Raw genomic sequence first — 15,930 nt, 5'->3', positions numbered from 1 at the left:
CGGTCGAGCCAGGTCCCTGCCGGCGTACCGCCGAACGGCTGCGGTGGTGGGAGACGGCCAGAGCGCGGCGACGTTCCGACCACGGTCGAAGCGGCGCCGTGCGCTCGTCTGCGCACCCCTGCGTCGTGCCACGCCGGCCGGTCAGCCGTCGTGGTGCAGCCAGGTGAGCAGGTCGGGTGGCGCGAGCGCCGCCGTTCGCGCCCGGTAGCGGGCCAGCGCGGGCGCGTCCAACAGGTCCCGTCCCTGTCCCGATCCGCCATGACGGAAGAAGGCCCGGCGGTCGCGCAGCACACCGAGCGTGTCCGGTGCGAGCCGGTCGGCGCGCTCCCGCATCCGGCCGAAGGTCGCCGCCTCGACCAGGTCGGGCCAGTGCTCGGGTGACACCGCGAGGCCCCACCGGTCGGCGAGCCGGCGCATCTGGCCGCCCAGGTCGGCCCGCAGGTCGTCGTAGTGCACCAGCTCGACGTTCGGCTCGTGCCGGCGCGACCAGGCGTCGCTCAGGTGCAGGAGCACCCCGGGCAGCGAGTCCAGCTCGGCGCGCGGGTCCGCCTCCCGGTCGACCCAGCTCGACAGCCACTGCCCCACCGGCGTCCGTGCTCGCGGCGGCCCCGCCGGGACGGTCTGGCCGGTCAGCTGGCTGAGCCGCACCCGGTCCAGATTGCCGGCCTGGTGGTACAGGGAGACCGCCATGTCCAGCGGGTGCCGGGCCACCACCACGTAGTGCACCCGGGGGTCGAGCGGCAGACCGTCCAGCGGCGTGTGCGTCTTGATGAACCGCCGATGCGGCTGGGCGGCCAACCGGCGGTACACCGCGTCCTGCGGCTCGACCAGCCAGTCCAGCCACGGTGACAGCTCGGTCAGCGGCGCCGGCAGCTCCGGGGTGCCCAGCACCAGCAGCGCGCAGATCATCTGCATCCAGGTGGTGCCACTCTTGGATCGGGTGCTGATCACGATGTCGCCGTCCCGGAACGGGAAGCCGGCCCAGCGGGCGCTGTCCTCGTCGTCGGACCGGTAGCGGTGAGCTGGCGCGAGCATCGGGCGAGCGTAGTCGCCGAGCCGACAGCCGGACAGCCGAATTCCGGCTCGACGAGCTGGGACATATGCCTATGCCTGGCTAGATTGAAGTATGGTGCCCGCCCACGGGGGCCGGGCGGCGGAACCGGTCTACCGCCCCATCCTCGCCAGCCGTCGCGGCGAGCTGGACGCCTTGAGTCATCTCGACCCGGCGGCCGCCCCGATGCTCGCCCCGATCCTGGAGGTCGGCGCGGTCGACCGCACCACGATGGACGTACTGCGCCGGCTGCCGGTCGGGCTGCTGCCAGCCGTCGACGTCAGTACCCTGCCCGACGCGCCGGACGCGGAGCTGGCCCGTTGGGGCGTACCGCTGGTGCCCGTGATCGGGCTCGCGGAGAGCGACCGGCGCCTGGTCGCGCACGGCACGGCGGCCCGGGCGTACGCCCGGCGGGCGCTGGTCCGGCTGCGGGCCGGTCAGGACCGGGCCGGGCCGGACGAGGACACCGCCGCCGTCGAGCGGATCTGGCGGTTCACCGGCCTGGCGCCGGAGGAGTGCGACCTGCTGGTGGACGCGGGCGACGTGTGCTGCCCGGCGGACGTGCGGCTGGCCGAGCCCCGGGTACGCCGGCTGCTGGACTGGGCCCGTCGGCACGCCTGGCGGTCGGTGACGGTGGCGGCCGGCGGAATGCCGCCGACGCTGTCCCGGCTGCCCACCGACGAGCCGGTCCGGCTGGACCGCTGGGACTGGCAGCTCTGGCAGCGGCTGGCCGACGCCGGGGTCGACTACGGCGACTACGGCGTCGGCCCGGCCGTACCCGGCACCGGTGAACCGGGTGACCGGTTGCCCACCGTGCGATACACGGCCGACGGCGGTTGGTGGGTCTACCGCTGGTCCCGGCGGGGCGGGCGGGGCGACGACCGGTTCGCTGACCTGTGCCGCACGTTGGTCTCGGCGCCGCACTGGCCGCGCACCGGCGCGGCCTTCTCCTGGGGTGACCATGAGCTGCTGCGCCGGGCCCGAAGGGGCGCCGGCGCCGGCTCGGCCGCCAACTGGGCGGCCTGGAGCACGTCGCACCACCTGGCGCATGTGCTGACCGCGCTGCTGCACCCACGCGCCGACGCCGACCCGGGGTGGCATCCCGGGCCGGAGCCGCCGCAGCGGGGGCGGTCGCCGCGGCAGTCGCGCGGCGGTGCGACCCGCCGTGCCGGCTGAGCCCTGCTAGGCCTTCTCGGTGAACCCGAACTGGATGATGCCCTCGTCGTCGACGGTGGCGTCCACCGAGGCGTCGCCGAGCAGTTCGACGGCGTCCTCGTCGAGGAAGATCCGGGCGCCCTGGTTGTCGACCACGTGGTCGCCCTGCACCGGCTCGGGCACCAGTTCCACGGTGAGCGATCCGGCGTCGGCGTCGGCGGCGATACGCACCCCACCGTCCTCGCCGACGTCCTGTTGGTTGGCGAGGTCACGGATGACGAGCACGGCATTGTCGGTCATGGTGAGCATTGGCGGAACTCCTCGTGGATTCTCGGCTCGCGGTCGGTTACCGCACAGACCGGACAATCGGTCCGCGTACGAGCACACGTGGGAGGCGACAGGAGGGGCGAACGGTCGTCGCCGTCGCATCGCGTCGGGGCAGCTGACGGGCCCCGTCACCGCCTACGTTGCCCGCTGCCGGGCGATCCGTCAAATAGAGGCGGATCAGTCGAGAGCGTGGGCCGGGGCGAGCAACGCACGGATCTCGTTGACCGCCGCGCGGCCGGCCCGGTTCGCTCCGATCGTGCTCGCGGACGGGCCGTACCCGACCAGGTGGATCCGCTCGTCGGCGACCACGCGGGTGCCGTCCATCGTGATACCGCCGCCCGGCCCGCGCAGCCCCAGCGGGGCCAGGTGGTCGAGCGCGGCGCGAAAGCCGGTGCACCAGAGAATCATGTCCGCCGGCACGAACCGTCCGTCCGCCCAGGCCACCCCGTCGGGCGTGATCCGGTCGAAGACGGGTAGCCGGTCGAGGACGCCTCGCTCGCGCAGCCGTCGTATCTCCGGGGTGACCGGCAGCCCGGTCACGCCCACCACGCTGCCCGGTGGGCGCCCGGCCCGTACCGCCGCGTCCACCCGGGCCACCGCGGCCCGGCCCAGCTCGGTGTCGAACTCCTCGTCGCGGAACAGGGGTGGCCGGCGGGTCACCCAGGTGGTGGCGGCCGCGACGGTGGAGACCTCGGCGAGCAGTTGCACCGCGGAGGTGCCGCCGCCGACCACCACCACCCGGCGGCCGGTGAACTCGTCCGGGCCCCGGTAGTCGGCGGTGTGCAGCTGCCGGCCGCGGAATGAGGACCGACCCGGGTAGTACGGCCAGAACGGCCGGGTCCAGGTGCCGGTCGCGTTGATCAGGGCGCGGGTGGTCCACTGGTCGCCGTCGGTGCGTACGTCCAGCCGTCCGTCCGGACGGGAGTGCACCGCGCGGACCCGCACCGGCCGCCGCACCGGCAGTTCGAAGGCTCGCTCGTACCCCGCGAAGTAGGCGCTGACCTGCTCGGCGGCCGGCCGTTGCGGGTCGCCGGGCGGGAAGGGCCGCCCGGGCAGGTCGTGAATGCCGTGCACCCGGTCCAGCAGCAGGGTCGGCCAGCGGTGCTGCCAGGCTCCGCCGGGGCCGTCGTCACCGTCGAGGATGACGAAGCCGCTGCCGGGGGCGAAGCCGGTGCGGCGCAGGTGGTAGCCGGCGCTCAGGCCGGCCTGGCCGGCCCCGATCACCACGACGTCGACGGAGTGGGTGTCCACGCGAGGTACAACGCCGAACGCGGCGTGGCTCTGCCCGCCCTGGCCGTCGCACCGATCACAGACCATGATTCGAGCACCGGGTCGCCCGAATTGTCCTTACGCTGACGAAATGGAAGATGCCCGTCGTGCGGCCGCCGAATTCCTCGGCACGTTTCTGCTGGTCTTCTTCGGGGTGGGCAGCGCCGTCGCGGCGCGCGTCCAGGGCGGGGTGGTGGTCGTCGCCCTGGCCTTCGGGTTCGTCATGCTGGCTCTGGTCTACACGATCGGCCCGCTCTCCGGCAGCCACGTCAACCCGGCGGTGACGCTCGGTGTGCTGCTCTCCGGGAAGATCTCGGTGATCGGTGCGGTGGCCTACTGGATCGCGCAGTTCGCCGGCGCGACCGTGGCCGGCTTCCTGCTCTGGGCGCTGACCCGCTGGGGCGACGTGGTGGACCAGACCGGGGCGCTGGGCTCGAACGGGTACGGCGCGAACATCAACCGGGGCGGCGCGGCCGTGCTGGAGATCGTGCTGACCTTCCTCTTCGTGCTGGTCGTCCTGGTGGTGACCAGTCGCAGCGAGAATCCGGGCACCGCCGGCGTGGCGATCGGGCTGGCCCTGGCCGTGACCCAGCTGGTCGGCGTGACGTTGGACGGCGCCGCCGTCAACCCGGCCCGCGCCTTCGGCCCGGCCGTCTTCGAGGGCGGAGTGGCACTGCGGCAGCTCTGGCTGTTCATCGTCTTCCCGCTGCTCGGCGGGGCCCTCGCCGCGCTGGTGGCACCGCTGGTCATGGGGGCGCAACGACACTACTGGGGCGGGCACGACAGGTCGGTCGGCCGACCGACGTAACGGGGTTTGGCAATATCCTTCGCCCGAGACCCTTCTCCGGCGAATACCTTCGTGGCAGCATCAGCGCATGCATCGCCGTCTCTTTCCCCGGCTCCTCGCGCTGGTCGCGCTGGTCGCCACCGCGGCCACCGCCGGCGCGCCCGTCGCCACCGCCGAGTCGCCCACCCCCGCGACGACCCGCCTGCGCGCGGCCATCGACACGATCCTCGCCGACCAGCGGCTGACCGGCGCGCAGGCGTCGGTGGTCGTGGTCGACACCGGCACGGGGCAGACCCTTTACGACCGCAACGGGGACCGGCGGCTGATCCCGGCCTCCAACACCAAGCTGCTGACCTCCACGGCCGCCCTGGAACTGCTCGGCCCGGGTCACCGCTTCGGCACCGACGTACGCACCACCGGCAAGCGCCGAGGCGGGCTGCTCTCGGGCAACCTCTACCTGCGGGGCGGCGGCGACCCGACCATGCTCGCGGCCGACTACGACGCGCTCGCCGCACAGGTCGCGGCCGACGGTGTCCGGGTGGTGACCGGCAACCTGATCGCCGACGACACCCGGTACGACCGCACCCGGCTCGGCCCCGACTGGACCTGGGACGACGAGCCCTACTACTACGCCGCCCAGGTCTCCGCGCTGACCGTCGCGCCGGACACCGACTACGACGCGGGCACCGTGATCGTGCACGCCGCCCCGGCTGACCGGGCCGGCGCCCCGCCGGTTGTCAACACCACCCCACCCACCGGGTACGTCCGGATCGACAACCGCGCCGAGACGGTCGCCGGTGGTGAGACCTCGATCTCGATCGAACGCGAGCACGGCGGCAACACGATCGTGGTGAGCGGGCAGATCGCGGTCGGCGACGAGCCGGCCAGCGACTGGGTGACGGTCTGGGAGCCCACCGGCTACGCGGCCGACGTGTTCCGGGCGGCACTGCACCGGCACGGCGTCCGGGTGCTCGGTCGAACCGTGCTCGGTCAGCCCACCCCGGAGGCCGCGCATCCGGTGGCCCGGCACGACTCGATGAGTCTGGGTGAGCTGATGACGCCGTTCCTCAAGCTCTCCAACAATGGGCACGCCGAGGTGTTGACCAAGGAGATCGGCCGGGTGCTCTCCGGCTCCGGCACCTGGTTGGCCGGGCTGACCGCGATCAGCGAGTACGTCGCCGACACCGGGATGGACACCGGCACGCTGCGCCAGCGCGACGGCTCCGGGCTGTCCCGGCGCAACCTCGTTCCGGCCACGGAGTTCGTCGACCTGCTGGCCGCCGTCCGGGCCGAACCCTGGTTCGCCACCTGGTACGCGGCCCTGCCGATCGCCGGGCAACCCGACCGGTTCGTCGGCGGCACGCTGCGCAGCCGGATGGCCGGCACCCCGGCGGCGGGCAACGTGCACGCCAAGACCGGCAGCCTGACCGGGGTCTCCGGGTTGTCCGGCTATGTCACCAGCGCCGACGGCCGGCTGCTGGCGTTCTCCATCCTGCTGAACAACTACCTCACCGCGTCCGTGAAGCCGCTGGAGGACCAGATCGCCGTGGCGTTGGCCGGTTACCGCGAGGACGGCGCGGCCACGGCACGGATTGCACCGCCGGCGGTGCCGGAGACGCCACGGACCCCGGAGGGCGTGGAATGCTCCTGGGTCAAGCCGATCACCTGCTGACCGACGGCCGGGGGCGCCCCGCGCCCCCGGCCGGATCAGGCCGGGCGGTCCGGTGGGGGAACCACCGCGGTCGGGTCACCCCGCTCGATGAGCGCGGCGATCTCGGCGGCCCGCAGCCCGCGCAGCGCCAGCACCCGGGTGCCCCAGCGGTGCAGCCGGCGTGGGTGCGGGCTGGCGTCGTTACGGCAGACCATGCCGCCGGACCACCGGCGGGGCGCGTGCACCACCACCGCCCGCACCGCGAACTGGGTGTCCTCCCCCGTCACGTATGGCGGCAGGGGGATGTCGCGGAGCACCTCCCCCGGGGCTTCACCGGCACCGGACGAAACGGCCGGACGGACACGGTGGGCGGTACTGCTGCTCATCTGCGGTGCCTCCACACTGGACGGTGGGACGGAGACGGCAGAAAGTTACGTCGCCCTCGACCACGTGCGACGGACAAACTGTCCCGCCGTCCGGCGCGGCATGACGGACGCCAGGTCAGAACCGTTCCAGCACCACCACCGGGATCTCCCGGTCGGTCCGGGCCTGGTAGTCGTCGTACGCCGGCCAGATGGCGGTCATCGTGGCCCACATCCGCGGCTTCTCCTCGGGCGTCGCGATGCGCGCCCGCGCGGTGAACGTCTCCGGGCCGACCTGCACTTCGACCTGCGGCTCGGCCAGCAGGTTGAGGACCCAGGCCGGGTGCTTCGGGGCGCCGCCCTGCGAGCCGACCACCAGGTGGTCGTCGCCGTCCCGCCCGTAGATCAGGGCGGTGCGGCGCCGCTTGCCGCTGTGCCGGCCCCGGGTGGTCAGCAGGAGCGTGTAGACCCCGGGCCGCCACTCGTGCCCCTCGGCGCCGCCGGTCTCGACGTACCGCCGGATGTGCTCGGCGACCCAGCCACTGGGGCTGTCCACCACCTGCTCGCTGGACGTCATCGGCACTCCTCACGGATCGGTGGCCCTCGCGCCCAGGCTACTGCCGCCATCCGTGGCGGGCAGCCCGAACACCGTGGCGACAGCCGGCGGTCAGCGCACCGCCACGGCCTGGAGGCCGACGTTGCCGCAGTGCTCGGTGAAGGCCTTCTCGACGGTCCAGGTCAGCAGCAGCCGGGCGCCCTTCGGCAGCTTGAACCGGATGGTGAACTGGGCGCTCTGGCTGGTGTACGGGTCCTCCAGCCGCGCGGTGCTGACCGGGCCGCCGGTGGACAGCCGGGCCTCCAGCCGGCCCCGGGCCATCCAGGTCCCGGCGTAGAGCTGGACGACACGCGGCTCGCCGCTGCCGGCGACGGCGAGGCTGAACCCGTTGCCGGCGCCGCAGGTGTAGACGCCGTTCGGGCTGCCGCTCACCGAACGCTCCGACGTGCCGTCCCGCCAGCTGACAACCTCCTGGTTGCCGTCCCAGCCGACCCGGGTGCCGACGCCACCCCCGTCGATGATCTCTCCGGAGCCGGCGCGCTTACGGACCGTCGACTTGCCGCCGTGCAGGCCCCAGTGCATCCAGTCCCGGGTGCCCACGGCGGTGAGGTCGACCTCGGCGGGCACCTCCGCCCGGCTCACCGACAGCACCGGCGCTGACGGGGACGGCGGCGGCGGGGCCGGCGCGCTGACCGACGGCGTCGGGTCGGGCGAGGGCGGACGCTGCCGAGGACGCAGATTGGGCGTCGCCGGCCCGGCCTCGAGGGTGCGACCCTCCGCGCCCCGGAAGCCGGTGGGGCGGGTGGCCCCGGCGGGCACGCCGCCCGGGCGGCCCGCCTGATCGTCGCCGGACTCCGGGCCGGACCGGGTGCCGAGGTACAAGACGAGCCCCACCAGGCAGACGAGCACGGCGAGCCCCTGCACCGCCCAGCGCCGCCGCTTCCGGTCACTGGTGAGTCGGCGCAGTGTGCTGCGGGCATGCCCGGTGATGCCGGCGCGCGGCCGGTGCCTCGCTGGTCGGTCGGACGGCTCGTCACCGGCCCCCGAATCCGCCCGCGTGCGGTCTTCGTCCGCCACCGACCCCTCCACCTCCACCGCCCGGCCGCCATCCAGCGTCGCGGATCGCACCGTCCACTGTGGGCCGTTTTGCGCTCGCATCCGGCGTGGACGACACGCTAGATCCGGACGGGCGGGCGTGTCCAGTCCGGAACCGGACGGTATCGGGCAGCCGGCCGGGACTCCGGTCGATCCTGACCGCCCTCGCGTCAGCCGATCCGGAAGCCGAGCGCCTGCGCGATGACCACGGCCTGCTCGGCGTCGACGATGGCACCGGCCCGCTCGACGACCGTCGGGTCCAGCGCGGTCAGGTCGCTGCCGCGCAGGTCGGCGTCGCCGAGCCGGGAGCTGTGCAGCTGCGCGCCGGAGAGGTCGACGCCGGTCACGGTGGCGCCGGTGAGGTTGGCGCCGGTCAGGTCGACCTCGCGCATCCGCACGTCGGTCAGACGGACGCCGCGCAGGTCCGCGCCGGGCAGCGCGACGAACGACCAGTCGCCGCCGGCCACCGTCAACGGGCGCAGGTCGCACTGGGTGAAGGTGCTGCCGACCAGCTTGCAGCCGGTGAACTCGACCTCGAAGAAGTTGCACCGCTTGAAGACGCAGCGGGTGAAGGCGGAGTCGACGTGCCGGGAGGCGTTGAACAGCACGTTGCCGAACGTGCAGCCGGTGAACACCGCGCCGCGACTCACCGCCTCGGTCAGGTCCACGTGGAAGAACTCGCAGCCCACGAAGTGCCGGTCGGTCAGCTCCTCGCCGTACCAGTCCTCGTGGCGGAAGGTCACGTCCTCGGTCAGCTCCGGCATTCGGCCAGGCTAGTGCCGGCCGCCGACAGCCGGCCGGCCGGTCGGTCGGTGGCAGCCCCTTCCGGTACCGGCGTACCGGCTAGTAGGTTCGGCGGCGTGAGTGTGGCGCGGAGCAAGGACCCGGATCAGATCGGCTTCGACCCGGCGCGGCTGGCCCGGATCGACGAGCACTTCGGCCGGTACGTCGACGACGGCCGGCTGGCCGGCTGGCAGGTGGTGGTCACCCGCCGCGGCGAGGTGGCGCACTCCTCGACGTACGGGCTGCGGGACCGGGAGTCGGGCGCTCCGGTCGAGGCCGACACGCTCTGGCGGATCTACTCGATGACCAAGCCGGTCACCTCGGTCGCGGCGATGATGCTGTGGGAGGAGGGCCGCTTCGAGCTGACCGACGAGATCAGCCGCTGGCTGCCGGAGTTCGCCGACCTGCGGGTCTACTCGAAGGGGTCGACGCTCAAGCCGTACACCGTGCCGGCGATCGAGCCGATCCGGGTCTGGCACCTGCTCACCCACACCGCCGGTCTGACGTACGGCTTCATGCAGACCTCCGTGGTCGACGGGCTCTACCGGGCGGCCGGCTACGACCTGTACCCGCCGGCGGACGTCGACCTGGCCGGCGCCTGCGCGGCCTTCGGCGAGCTGCCGCTGCTGTTCCAGCCGGGCACCGCCTGGGGCTACTCGGTCGCCACCGACGTGCTCGGCCGACTGGTCGAGGTGGTGTCCGGGCAGAGCCTCGACGCGTTCTTCGCCGACCGGATCTTCGGCCCGCTGGGCATGACCGACAGCCGATGGTGGGTCGAGGGCGACGAGGCCGAACGCCTGGCCGCGCTCTACGTCCCCGAGCCGCGCAGCGGCCGGGCGGTCCGCTACGACAGCCTCGGCTCGCTGGCCTACCGCAAGCCCGCCCTGTTCTCCGGTGGCGGCGGCCTGATCTCCAGCGCCGCCGACTACCACCGCTTCACACAGCTGCTGCTGCGCGGCGGCGAGCTGGACGGGGTACGCCTGCTCGGGCCGCGCACGGTGCGCTTCATGACCCGCAACCACCTGCCAGAGGGTCAGGACCTGGGCACCCTGTCCACCGGCGGCTTCGCCGAGACCACCCTGGACGGGATCGGCTTCGGCCTCGGCTTCGCGGTCGTCGACGACCCGATTCCCAGCCGGGTGCCGAGCAGCGTCGGCGAGTACTACTGGGGTGGGGTGGCCAGCACCGCGTTCTGGGTGGACCCGGCCGAGGAGATCACCGCGCTTCTCTTCACCCAGTTGATGCCGTCGAGCACGTACCCGCTGCGCTCCCAGCTGCGCCAGCTCGTCTACGCCGCCCTGGTCGACTGACCGGTACCGGGGGCCCGTCTGCCACGACGGGCCCCCGGTGCCGTGGCTCAGCCGAGCTGCTGCGCCTGGATCGCGCGCACCTTCGCCGTACCGGTCGCGGACAGCTTCAAGATCAGGTACGCGCGCACGGTCCCGTCCGGGAACACGGCCCACAGGTCGGCCACGCCGTCGGCGTTCAAGTCGGCGGCGGTGAGGCCGCTGATCGCGACGCCGGTGTTCCAGCCGGAGGCGAGCTGGTACTGGGTGTAGGCGAGCGTGCCGGTCCCGTCGCCGTTGTCGGTCATCGTGACGCCCTGCCAGAGGTAGAGGTCACCGCTGGTGGCGTTACGCAACACCAGCGCCGCCCCCGACGCCAGCTCGGTGCTGGCCAGGGTCCAGTTCTGCCAGTCGCTGCCGCCGGTCGGGGTGGCGTTGTTGAGCGGCAGACGGGGGAAGTAGAGGCCGGGTGCCCCGATGTTCGGGTAGTAGTTGACGCGGTATCCGTTGGTCTCGTCGCCCACGATGCCGATCAGGTCCGGGATGGCGGTGTCCACGTCGTCTGCCGTGTACCCGTTGACGAGCTGGATCGGGAAGTTACCGTACTCGTCGGCAAGGAATTCGGACATGAGGCTCACCTGGCCGCCGCCACCATAGGGATTGACCATCGTGCCGTCGCCGACGCCCGCGATGAAGCTGCCGCCCCCGGTGTTGATGCCACTCGGGTAGTAGGCGAGGAAGTCCTGGTTCGCAGTGCCGAAAAAGCGGCCGGTGATCACCTGGGCGCCGTCGAACTCCGACGGCGGGTTGTCTGTGCCGTAAACCCCGTTGCCGTACACCCCGATGTTCACGGCCGGGACCTTCACGCGGCCGGTGCCCGCGCCGGTGGTCGCGTTGACCCGGCCCCGCGCCGTCCAGACACCGGAGCCAAGGCCGGCGGTGCCGCCGACGGTCACCAGGTCGGGTACGCCGTCGCCGTTGAGGTCCTTGTCGACCGGGCCGACGACGGCCGGAGTCGGGGTGCCGGCTGCGGCGGCGTGCGCCGGGAACGCGGGTCCGAGAGCGGTGAGCGCGAGCGTGACCGGCGCCGCCCAGGAGAGCAGCCGACGTCGGGCAGAGAGATGCCTCATGACTCCCCCGTTGGGTTCAATGGATCTCGCGCGACTCACCGTATTCGATCTATGCGAGCCTTCGAGTCACCCGAACGTACGGCCGGGTTCGTCGTTACGGCACCTCCCGGGCGGCCGCTCCCTAGCCTGAAGACGGGTCCAGGTTCGGGTGGGAGGCGATCGTGAGCACCATCGTCGTGTTTGGCGCGGGCGGCACCGCCGGGTCGCGGATCACCGCCGAGGCGGTCGACCGGGGGCACCGGGTGATCGCCGCCGTCCGCCGCCCGGAGGCCACCTCGTACCTGCCGGCGGGGGTACGGACGGTCACCGGCGACGCGACCAGCGAGCGGAGTGTGCGGGAGCTGGCACCGGACGTGGACGCGCTGGTCGTGGCCATCGGCGGCGGCGAACGCGAGCTGTGGCGGAACGCGGCGGAGAACCTGGTGACAACGCTGCGCGGGATGCCGGCTGCGCCGCGGATCATCCACCTGGGCGGCGGGTCGACCCTGCTCACCCCACGTGGCACCCGCATCGCGGACGAGCCGGACTTCCCGGCGCAGTATCGGGACTCGGCGCTGGGCCAGGCCGACGCCCTCGACTACTACCGCACCGCCGCCGATGGGGTGAGCTGGACGTACGTCTCGCCGCCCCCGCTGGAGTTCCACCCCGGCGAGCGCACCGGGCACTACCGCACCGGCACCGACCAGCCGGTCACCGACGACCAGGGCCGTTCGGTGCTGACGTACGAGGACCTGGCGGTGGCGATCGTCGACGAGATCGAGCAGCCGCGGCACCAGAACGCCCGCTTCACCGCCGCGTACTGAACACCACCCGCCAACCGTCAGTCGGCGAGCCGGGCGGGGAAGCCGCCGGTGGCGATCGGGCCCCAGGAGTCGATGGTGACCCGGATCAGCGACTTGCCCTGGCGCACCATCGCCGCCCGGTAGTCGTTCCAGTCCGGGTGCTCGCCGGAGATGCTGCGGAAGTACTCGACCAGCGGCTCCAGCGCCTCCGGCAGGTCCAGCACCTCGGCGGTGCCGTCGAGCTGCACCCAGGGCCCGTTCCAGTCGTCGGACAGCACGCAGGCCGAGACCCGCGGGTCGCGGCGGATGTTGGTGACCTTAGCTCGCTCCGGGTAGGTGGAGACGACCAGCCGGCCCTGGCCGTCCACGCCCGCGGAGACCGGAGAGGACTGGGGGCGGCCGTCCGCCCGGGTGGTCATCAGCACGACGCGGTGTCGCGGCCGGAGGAAGTCGAGCAGGGTGTCCCGGTCGACCCGGGTGTTCTTCGCGATGCTGGGCGCCATCATCCGTTCCTACCAGGGCGATCGCGACGCGGCGACGGCGGGTCAGCTGGGCCGGGCCGCGCGGTGCGCCGCCTGGGCCGGCACCCGGGGGCGACCGGCCGGACGCCAGGCCCGGCCGTTTGCGTAGATCACCCGGAAACCGAGGTACGAGGCGAGCGGCGCCCAGTGCGCCGAGCCCATCCGCAGTTCGGCGGCATTGTGCCGCTGACCGTTGGCCAGCACGTCGAGCAGCACGGTTTCGAAAGCGGCCGATTCGACCCAGTCGACTTCCCGGGTGAAACCGCAGATCAGGGCGGCTCCGGTGACTTCGAGGAACTCGCGCAGCACCGCGTCCGAGGCGCGCAGCACCGAGCAACTGCCGAAATAGAGCCGGCGCCCCTCGCAGCGGCCGGCCATCAACTCGGCCACCTCGTTCAACTCCACGGACTGCCAGTCGGTGAGGCAGAGACGGCTCGGCTCACCGTGCATGGCGAAGAAGGCGACCCGGTGGTCGGCGTACTGCTTGAGCAGCCAGCGGTCCAGGAAGTAGAAGAGCTCGTCGCGGGTGGCCGCGTCCTTGTGGATGAACCGGATCTTGCCGAGCCGTTCCAGCAACTCGAGGGTGGGCAGCACGGAACCCCGCTCGTTGAGGTCTCGGTGCCACTGGCCCTCGACACAGAAGACGCCACCGCGTGCCACGTGCACCTCCGCCAGTCCGCCGCCCGAGGCTGACGTTACCGGCCGCCAATGGCCGAGGAACATCACCCTCGGTGCGATTGATTGCGACGTTCGGTGTGGTTGCCCTTTGGCGGGGTGATCGGGAGTGAATGGCTGTTTCGCAAATCAGTCGAAATCCCAGCCGATACCCAGGCAAGGCCAATCGTGAGGACAATTCTCGTTAATTGCCGCCAACCGCACTGATCAGTGCGAGGGTGGAAATCACGGGATGTCTCGGTCGATGTCCTGAAACCACCCCATTCGCTCTCCTATCGGGAGGACTTCTGTGCGCGTAAACACCTTGAAGCGAGCTGCCGTCGCATTCGCCCTGGCGCTGCCCGGGGCCGCGATCGCCTCGGTGGTCGCCGCGCCCGCGGCCCACGCCGACGGCTGCTACACCTGGGACCGCACGCTGTCCCAGGGCCGCTCGGGCAGCGACGTCCGCCAGTTGCAGATCCGGGTGGCCGGTTGGGCCGGGTCCCGGGACATCGTCGAGAACGACGGCATCTACGGACCGAAGACCGCCGCGGCGGTCAAGCGGTTCCAACAGGCGTACGGGCTGCGCGCCGACGGGATCGCCGGACCGCAGACCTACGCCAAGCTGTACCAGCTCCAGGACAACGACTGCACGCCCGCGCACTTCAGCTACAACGAACTGGACAACGGGTGCGGCGGGAGCGGGTGGAGCGGCGGTCCGCTGTCGGCGAGCCAGACCAAGCAGAACGCGCTGCGCACCATGTGGAAGCTGGAGGCGCTGCGCAAGGGCCTGGGCGACAAGCCGCTCTACGTCTCGGGCGGCTTCCGCAGCCGGAGCTGCAACAACCAGGTCGGCGGCGCATCGGACAGCCAGCACCTGTACGGCAACGCGGCCGACATCACCTCGCGGACGTCGTCGCTGTGCCAGGTCGCCCGCGGCGCGCGCAACAACGGCTTCAGCGGACTCTACGGGCCGGGCTACCCCGACCACGACGACCACGTGCACGTCGACTCGCGGCGGGAGAACAACAGCGACAACAGCTCGAACACGACGAGCTGGTCCGCGCCGGACTGCGGGATCGGGGCCGGCAACGACTGAGGCTCGGACAGCACGACGCCGGCCCGGCGCGGGTGGGGAACCTCCGCGTCGGGCCGGCATCGTGTCGCCCCGGGTCTGGCGGGCGAGGGGTAGCGCCGCTTCAGCTCGCCCGGGGCCAGCGCGGCGCGGTGACGGGGGGAGTCACCGGCCGGCCGGGAGCGGTGGGTCGTACCCCGGGTGGGACGACCCGCGCGGCCGGGTGTCGCGCCGTCAGCCCGTTGGTACGCGCGGCCTGGGCCGAGTAGCCGGCGGGACGGGCGGAGGACGGCCCGGTCGCGGTGAACGGGAAGGGCACGTGCACGAAGGGGTTGCCGTGCCGGATCAACGCCTCGATCTGTCGCTCGTTGAGCCCGTGTGTCTCGAGCACCCGCCGCCCCCAGCGGTGCAACCGGCAGGGGTAGGAGGCGCCGTCGTTACGGCACAGTGGCCCGGTGGGCCACTCCTCGGCGGTGTGCACCACCACCGCCCGGACCGCGAGCCGGACATCCTCGGGGGTCAGCGGTGCCGGCAGCGGCACCTCCCCCAGTACCTGATCGATGGGATCCGTCGACTGCTCACCAACTCGCACGGCAGGCCTCCCGCAGTTCGGCAGCGATACGGCGGACCAGCCGCATCGACATCCTCGGGCAGTGGTACGGCCCACACCGGACGAAAGTTCAACTGGACTAGCGAGGAATCCCGGCCCTTCAGGGCCGGGAGGAATCGCGTTACGGACCGGGACGTTTCTGCCCCTTGATGTAGTCCTTGATCACTTCCAGTGGGGCGCCGCCGCAGGACGCGGCGAAGTACGAAGGGGACCACAGGTGCCCATGCATGATGTGCCGGTTGATCCGGCCGGTGAACTCCTTGCGCAGGTAGTGCGCCGAGACGCCCTTGAGTCGGTTGACCAGTGTGGAGATCGGCAGCTTGGGCGGGTAGGGCACGAGCAGGTGGACGTGGTCGTCGGTGAGCATCGCGTCGTTGAGGACGTCCCGCCGATACGTGGTGACGAAGACAAGATGTACGTGCAGGCTGTAGACAACGCTTCTACCTCTGCGACTATGCGGGTCCGGAGTCCATCGTGGTGACATAGATAAGATGAGACGGTGTGGGCATGCCTGCAAAACTGGACAAGGTCGTGAAGCCGAGAGGGGCGGCCAAGGTCCTCGGCATCGACTACGCGGACCTGCCGAAACTCGACCGCCCCTGGACCCAACGGGACGTGCGGTCGCCGCGTGAGAGCAGGCCGGACTGGCTGACCGAAGCGCGACGCCGCCACGCGGCCAGCGTGCAGCAGGCCAGCGAGGCGCGGGCCGCACAGCTGGACGCGGAACTGGCGCGGCTCGGCTACGACGCCCCGGACCTCGGCACGGCCGACCAGGCGGTGCTGTACATCGACGGCGCCCTGACCCACCTGATGATCGAGACACGCTGCTCCGAGGA

The 15,930-nt window shown here is 72.1% G+C and carries 19 protein-coding genes; 7 read left to right on the top strand and 12 right to left on the bottom strand.

Annotated features, from left to right (window positions below; all coding sequences use genetic code 11):
- Nucleotides 1-141 precede the first annotated feature (141 nt).
- The gene (locus ABZU69_RS31460; protein ID WP_354967936.1) at nt 142-1,035 is read right to left on the bottom strand and encodes a sulfotransferase domain-containing protein; all 894 of its coding nucleotides are present in this window, start codon (nt 1,033-1,035) and stop codon (nt 142-144) included.
- A gap of 91 nt (nt 1,036-1,126) precedes the next feature.
- On the opposite strand from ABZU69_RS31460, the gene ABZU69_RS31455 reads away from it, so the two are divergent.
- Entirely contained in the window at nt 1,127-2,227 is a 1,101-nt protein-coding gene (locus ABZU69_RS31455) for a hypothetical protein (RefSeq protein ID WP_354967935.1), read from the top strand.
- A gap of 6 nt (nt 2,228-2,233) precedes the next feature.
- Here the strand turns inward: ABZU69_RS31455 and ABZU69_RS31450 are convergent, their stop codons facing one another.
- Both ABZU69_RS31450 and ABZU69_RS31445 read right to left on the bottom strand, forming a co-directional pair.
- On the bottom strand, nt 2,234-2,515 hold the full coding sequence (locus ABZU69_RS31450; RefSeq protein ID WP_354967934.1) for an adhesin: 282 nt from the start codon (nt 2,513-2,515) through the stop codon (nt 2,234-2,236).
- A 195-nt stretch (nt 2,516-2,710) separates the two neighbouring features.
- On the bottom strand, nt 2,711-3,784 hold the full coding sequence (locus tag ABZU69_RS31445; RefSeq protein ID WP_354967933.1) for an NAD(P)-binding domain-containing protein: 1,074 nt from the start codon (nt 3,782-3,784) through the stop codon (nt 2,711-2,713).
- Nucleotides 3,785-3,893: 109 nt separating this feature from the next.
- On the opposite strand from ABZU69_RS31445, the gene ABZU69_RS31440 reads away from it, so the two are divergent.
- Nucleotides 3,894-4,610 (top strand): aquaporin, encoded by a 717-nt coding sequence (locus tag ABZU69_RS31440; RefSeq protein ID WP_354967932.1) that lies wholly within the window; start codon nt 3,894-3,896, stop codon nt 4,608-4,610.
- Nucleotides 4,611-4,677: 67 nt separating this feature from the next.
- On the top strand, nt 4,678-6,261 hold the full coding sequence (gene dacB / locus ABZU69_RS31435) for a D-alanyl-D-alanine carboxypeptidase/D-alanyl-D-alanine-endopeptidase (protein WP_354967931.1): 1,584 nt from the start codon (nt 4,678-4,680) through the stop codon (nt 6,259-6,261).
- A 35-nt stretch (nt 6,262-6,296) separates the two neighbouring features.
- On the opposite strand, the gene ABZU69_RS31430 is transcribed toward dacB, so the two are convergent.
- The 4 genes from ABZU69_RS31430 to ABZU69_RS31415 all read right to left on the bottom strand — a co-directional run bounded on the left by ABZU69_RS31430 (nt 6,297) and on the right by ABZU69_RS31415 (nt 9,017).
- Nucleotides 6,297-6,626: a hypothetical protein gene (locus ABZU69_RS31430; protein ID WP_354967930.1), complete on the bottom strand. Its 330-nt coding sequence runs from the start codon at nt 6,624-6,626 to the stop codon at nt 6,297-6,299.
- 115 nt (nt 6,627-6,741) lie between these two features.
- Complete coding sequence (locus ABZU69_RS31425) at nt 6,742-7,179, bottom strand: nitroreductase family deazaflavin-dependent oxidoreductase (protein WP_354967929.1); 438 nt, start codon at nt 7,177-7,179, stop codon at nt 6,742-6,744.
- Nucleotides 7,180-7,269: 90 nt separating this feature from the next.
- The gene (locus tag ABZU69_RS31420) at nt 7,270-8,316 is read right to left on the bottom strand and encodes a hypothetical protein (protein WP_354967928.1); all 1,047 of its coding nucleotides are present in this window, start codon (nt 8,314-8,316) and stop codon (nt 7,270-7,272) included.
- 107 nt (nt 8,317-8,423) lie between these two features.
- The gene (locus ABZU69_RS31415; protein WP_354967927.1) at nt 8,424-9,017 is read right to left on the bottom strand and encodes a pentapeptide repeat-containing protein; all 594 of its coding nucleotides are present in this window, start codon (nt 9,015-9,017) and stop codon (nt 8,424-8,426) included.
- A 96-nt stretch (nt 9,018-9,113) separates the two neighbouring features.
- Between ABZU69_RS31415 and ABZU69_RS31410 the strand changes: the two genes are divergently transcribed.
- The gene (locus ABZU69_RS31410; RefSeq protein WP_354967926.1) at nt 9,114-10,346 is read left to right on the top strand and encodes a serine hydrolase domain-containing protein; all 1,233 of its coding nucleotides are present in this window, start codon (nt 9,114-9,116) and stop codon (nt 10,344-10,346) included.
- A 47-nt stretch (nt 10,347-10,393) separates the two neighbouring features.
- On the opposite strand, the gene ABZU69_RS31405 is transcribed toward ABZU69_RS31410, so the two are convergent.
- Nucleotides 10,394-11,452 carry a hypothetical protein gene (locus ABZU69_RS31405; RefSeq protein ID WP_354967925.1) on the bottom strand — a complete coding sequence of 353 codons (1,059 nt, stop codon included), beginning with the start codon at nt 11,450-11,452 and terminating at the stop codon, nt 10,394-10,396.
- A gap of 161 nt (nt 11,453-11,613) precedes the next feature.
- On the opposite strand from ABZU69_RS31405, the gene ABZU69_RS31400 reads away from it, so the two are divergent.
- Nucleotides 11,614-12,255, top strand: coding sequence for an NAD(P)H-binding protein (locus tag ABZU69_RS31400; protein WP_354967924.1), 642 nt, complete (start codon nt 11,614-11,616; stop codon nt 12,253-12,255).
- A 17-nt stretch (nt 12,256-12,272) separates the two neighbouring features.
- On the opposite strand, the gene ABZU69_RS31395 is transcribed toward ABZU69_RS31400, so the two are convergent.
- Together ABZU69_RS31395 and ABZU69_RS31390 are read right to left on the bottom strand one after the other, a co-directional pair.
- Nucleotides 12,273-12,737, bottom strand: coding sequence for a PPOX class F420-dependent oxidoreductase (locus tag ABZU69_RS31395; RefSeq protein WP_354967923.1), 465 nt, complete (start codon nt 12,735-12,737; stop codon nt 12,273-12,275).
- A 42-nt stretch (nt 12,738-12,779) separates the two neighbouring features.
- Entirely contained in the window at nt 12,780-13,415 is a 636-nt protein-coding gene (locus ABZU69_RS31390; RefSeq protein ID WP_354967922.1) for a hypothetical protein, read from the bottom strand.
- A gap of 304 nt (nt 13,416-13,719) precedes the next feature.
- On the opposite strand from ABZU69_RS31390, the gene ABZU69_RS31385 reads away from it, so the two are divergent.
- Entirely contained in the window at nt 13,720-14,508 is a 789-nt protein-coding gene (locus tag ABZU69_RS31385; protein ID WP_354967921.1) for a D-Ala-D-Ala carboxypeptidase family metallohydrolase, read from the top strand.
- 100 nt (nt 14,509-14,608) lie between these two features.
- On the opposite strand, the gene ABZU69_RS31380 is transcribed toward ABZU69_RS31385, so the two are convergent.
- Together ABZU69_RS31380 and tnpA are read right to left on the bottom strand one after the other, a co-directional pair.
- Nucleotides 14,609-15,076: a hypothetical protein gene (locus ABZU69_RS31380; RefSeq protein ID WP_354967920.1), complete on the bottom strand. Its 468-nt coding sequence runs from the start codon at nt 15,074-15,076 to the stop codon at nt 14,609-14,611.
- A 139-nt stretch (nt 15,077-15,215) separates the two neighbouring features.
- The gene (gene tnpA / locus ABZU69_RS31375; RefSeq protein WP_354967919.1) at nt 15,216-15,578 is read right to left on the bottom strand and encodes an IS200/IS605 family transposase; all 363 of its coding nucleotides are present in this window, start codon (nt 15,576-15,578) and stop codon (nt 15,216-15,218) included.
- A gap of 23 nt (nt 15,579-15,601) precedes the next feature.
- Between tnpA and ABZU69_RS31370 the strand changes: the two genes are divergently transcribed.
- A partial coding sequence (locus tag ABZU69_RS31370; protein WP_354967918.1) for a hypothetical protein occupies nt 15,602-15,930 on the top strand: 329 nt, incomplete at its 3' end.

It is taken from the genome of Micromonospora sp. NPDC005206 (genome assembly GCF_040608175.1).
Taxonomy (GTDB): Bacteria; Actinomycetota; Actinomycetes; order Mycobacteriales; family Micromonosporaceae; genus Micromonospora.
Note: the sequence above shows the minus strand (reverse complement) of the source record. Positions and strands in the feature narration are given on the sequence as shown.

Bases quoted from the DNA above. Each gene is read 5' to 3' on its own strand.
- ABZU69_RS31460 (WP_354967936.1), bottom strand. From the start codon at position 1,035: ATGCTCGCGCCAGCTCACCGCTACCGGTCCGACGACGAGGACAGCGCC.
- ABZU69_RS31455 (WP_354967935.1), top strand. From the start codon at position 1,127: ATGGTGCCCGCCCACGGGGGCCGGGCGGCGGAACCGGTCTACCGCCCC.
- ABZU69_RS31450 (WP_354967934.1), bottom strand. From the start codon at position 2,515: ATGCTCACCATGACCGACAATGCCGTGCTCGTCATCCGTGACCTCGCC.
- ABZU69_RS31440 (WP_354967932.1), top strand. From the start codon at position 3,894: ATGGAAGATGCCCGTCGTGCGGCCGCCGAATTCCTCGGCACGTTTCTG.
- dacB (WP_354967931.1), top strand. From the start codon at position 4,678: ATGCATCGCCGTCTCTTTCCCCGGCTCCTCGCGCTGGTCGCGCTGGTC.
- ABZU69_RS31430 (WP_354967930.1), bottom strand. From the start codon at position 6,626: ATGAGCAGCAGTACCGCCCACCGTGTCCGTCCGGCCGTTTCGTCCGGT.
- ABZU69_RS31425 (WP_354967929.1), bottom strand. From the start codon at position 7,179: ATGACGTCCAGCGAGCAGGTGGTGGACAGCCCCAGTGGCTGGGTCGCC.
- ABZU69_RS31420 (WP_354967928.1), bottom strand. From the start codon at position 8,316: ATGCGAGCGCAAAACGGCCCACAGTGGACGGTGCGATCCGCGACGCTG.
- ABZU69_RS31415 (WP_354967927.1), bottom strand. From the start codon at position 9,017: ATGCCGGAGCTGACCGAGGACGTGACCTTCCGCCACGAGGACTGGTAC.
- ABZU69_RS31405 (WP_354967925.1), bottom strand. From the start codon at position 11,452: ATGAGGCATCTCTCTGCCCGACGTCGGCTGCTCTCCTGGGCGGCGCCG.
- ABZU69_RS31395 (WP_354967923.1), bottom strand. From the start codon at position 12,737: ATGGCGCCCAGCATCGCGAAGAACACCCGGGTCGACCGGGACACCCTG.
- tnpA (WP_354967919.1), bottom strand. From the start codon at position 15,578: ATGTCACCACGATGGACTCCGGACCCGCATAGTCGCAGAGGTAGAAGC.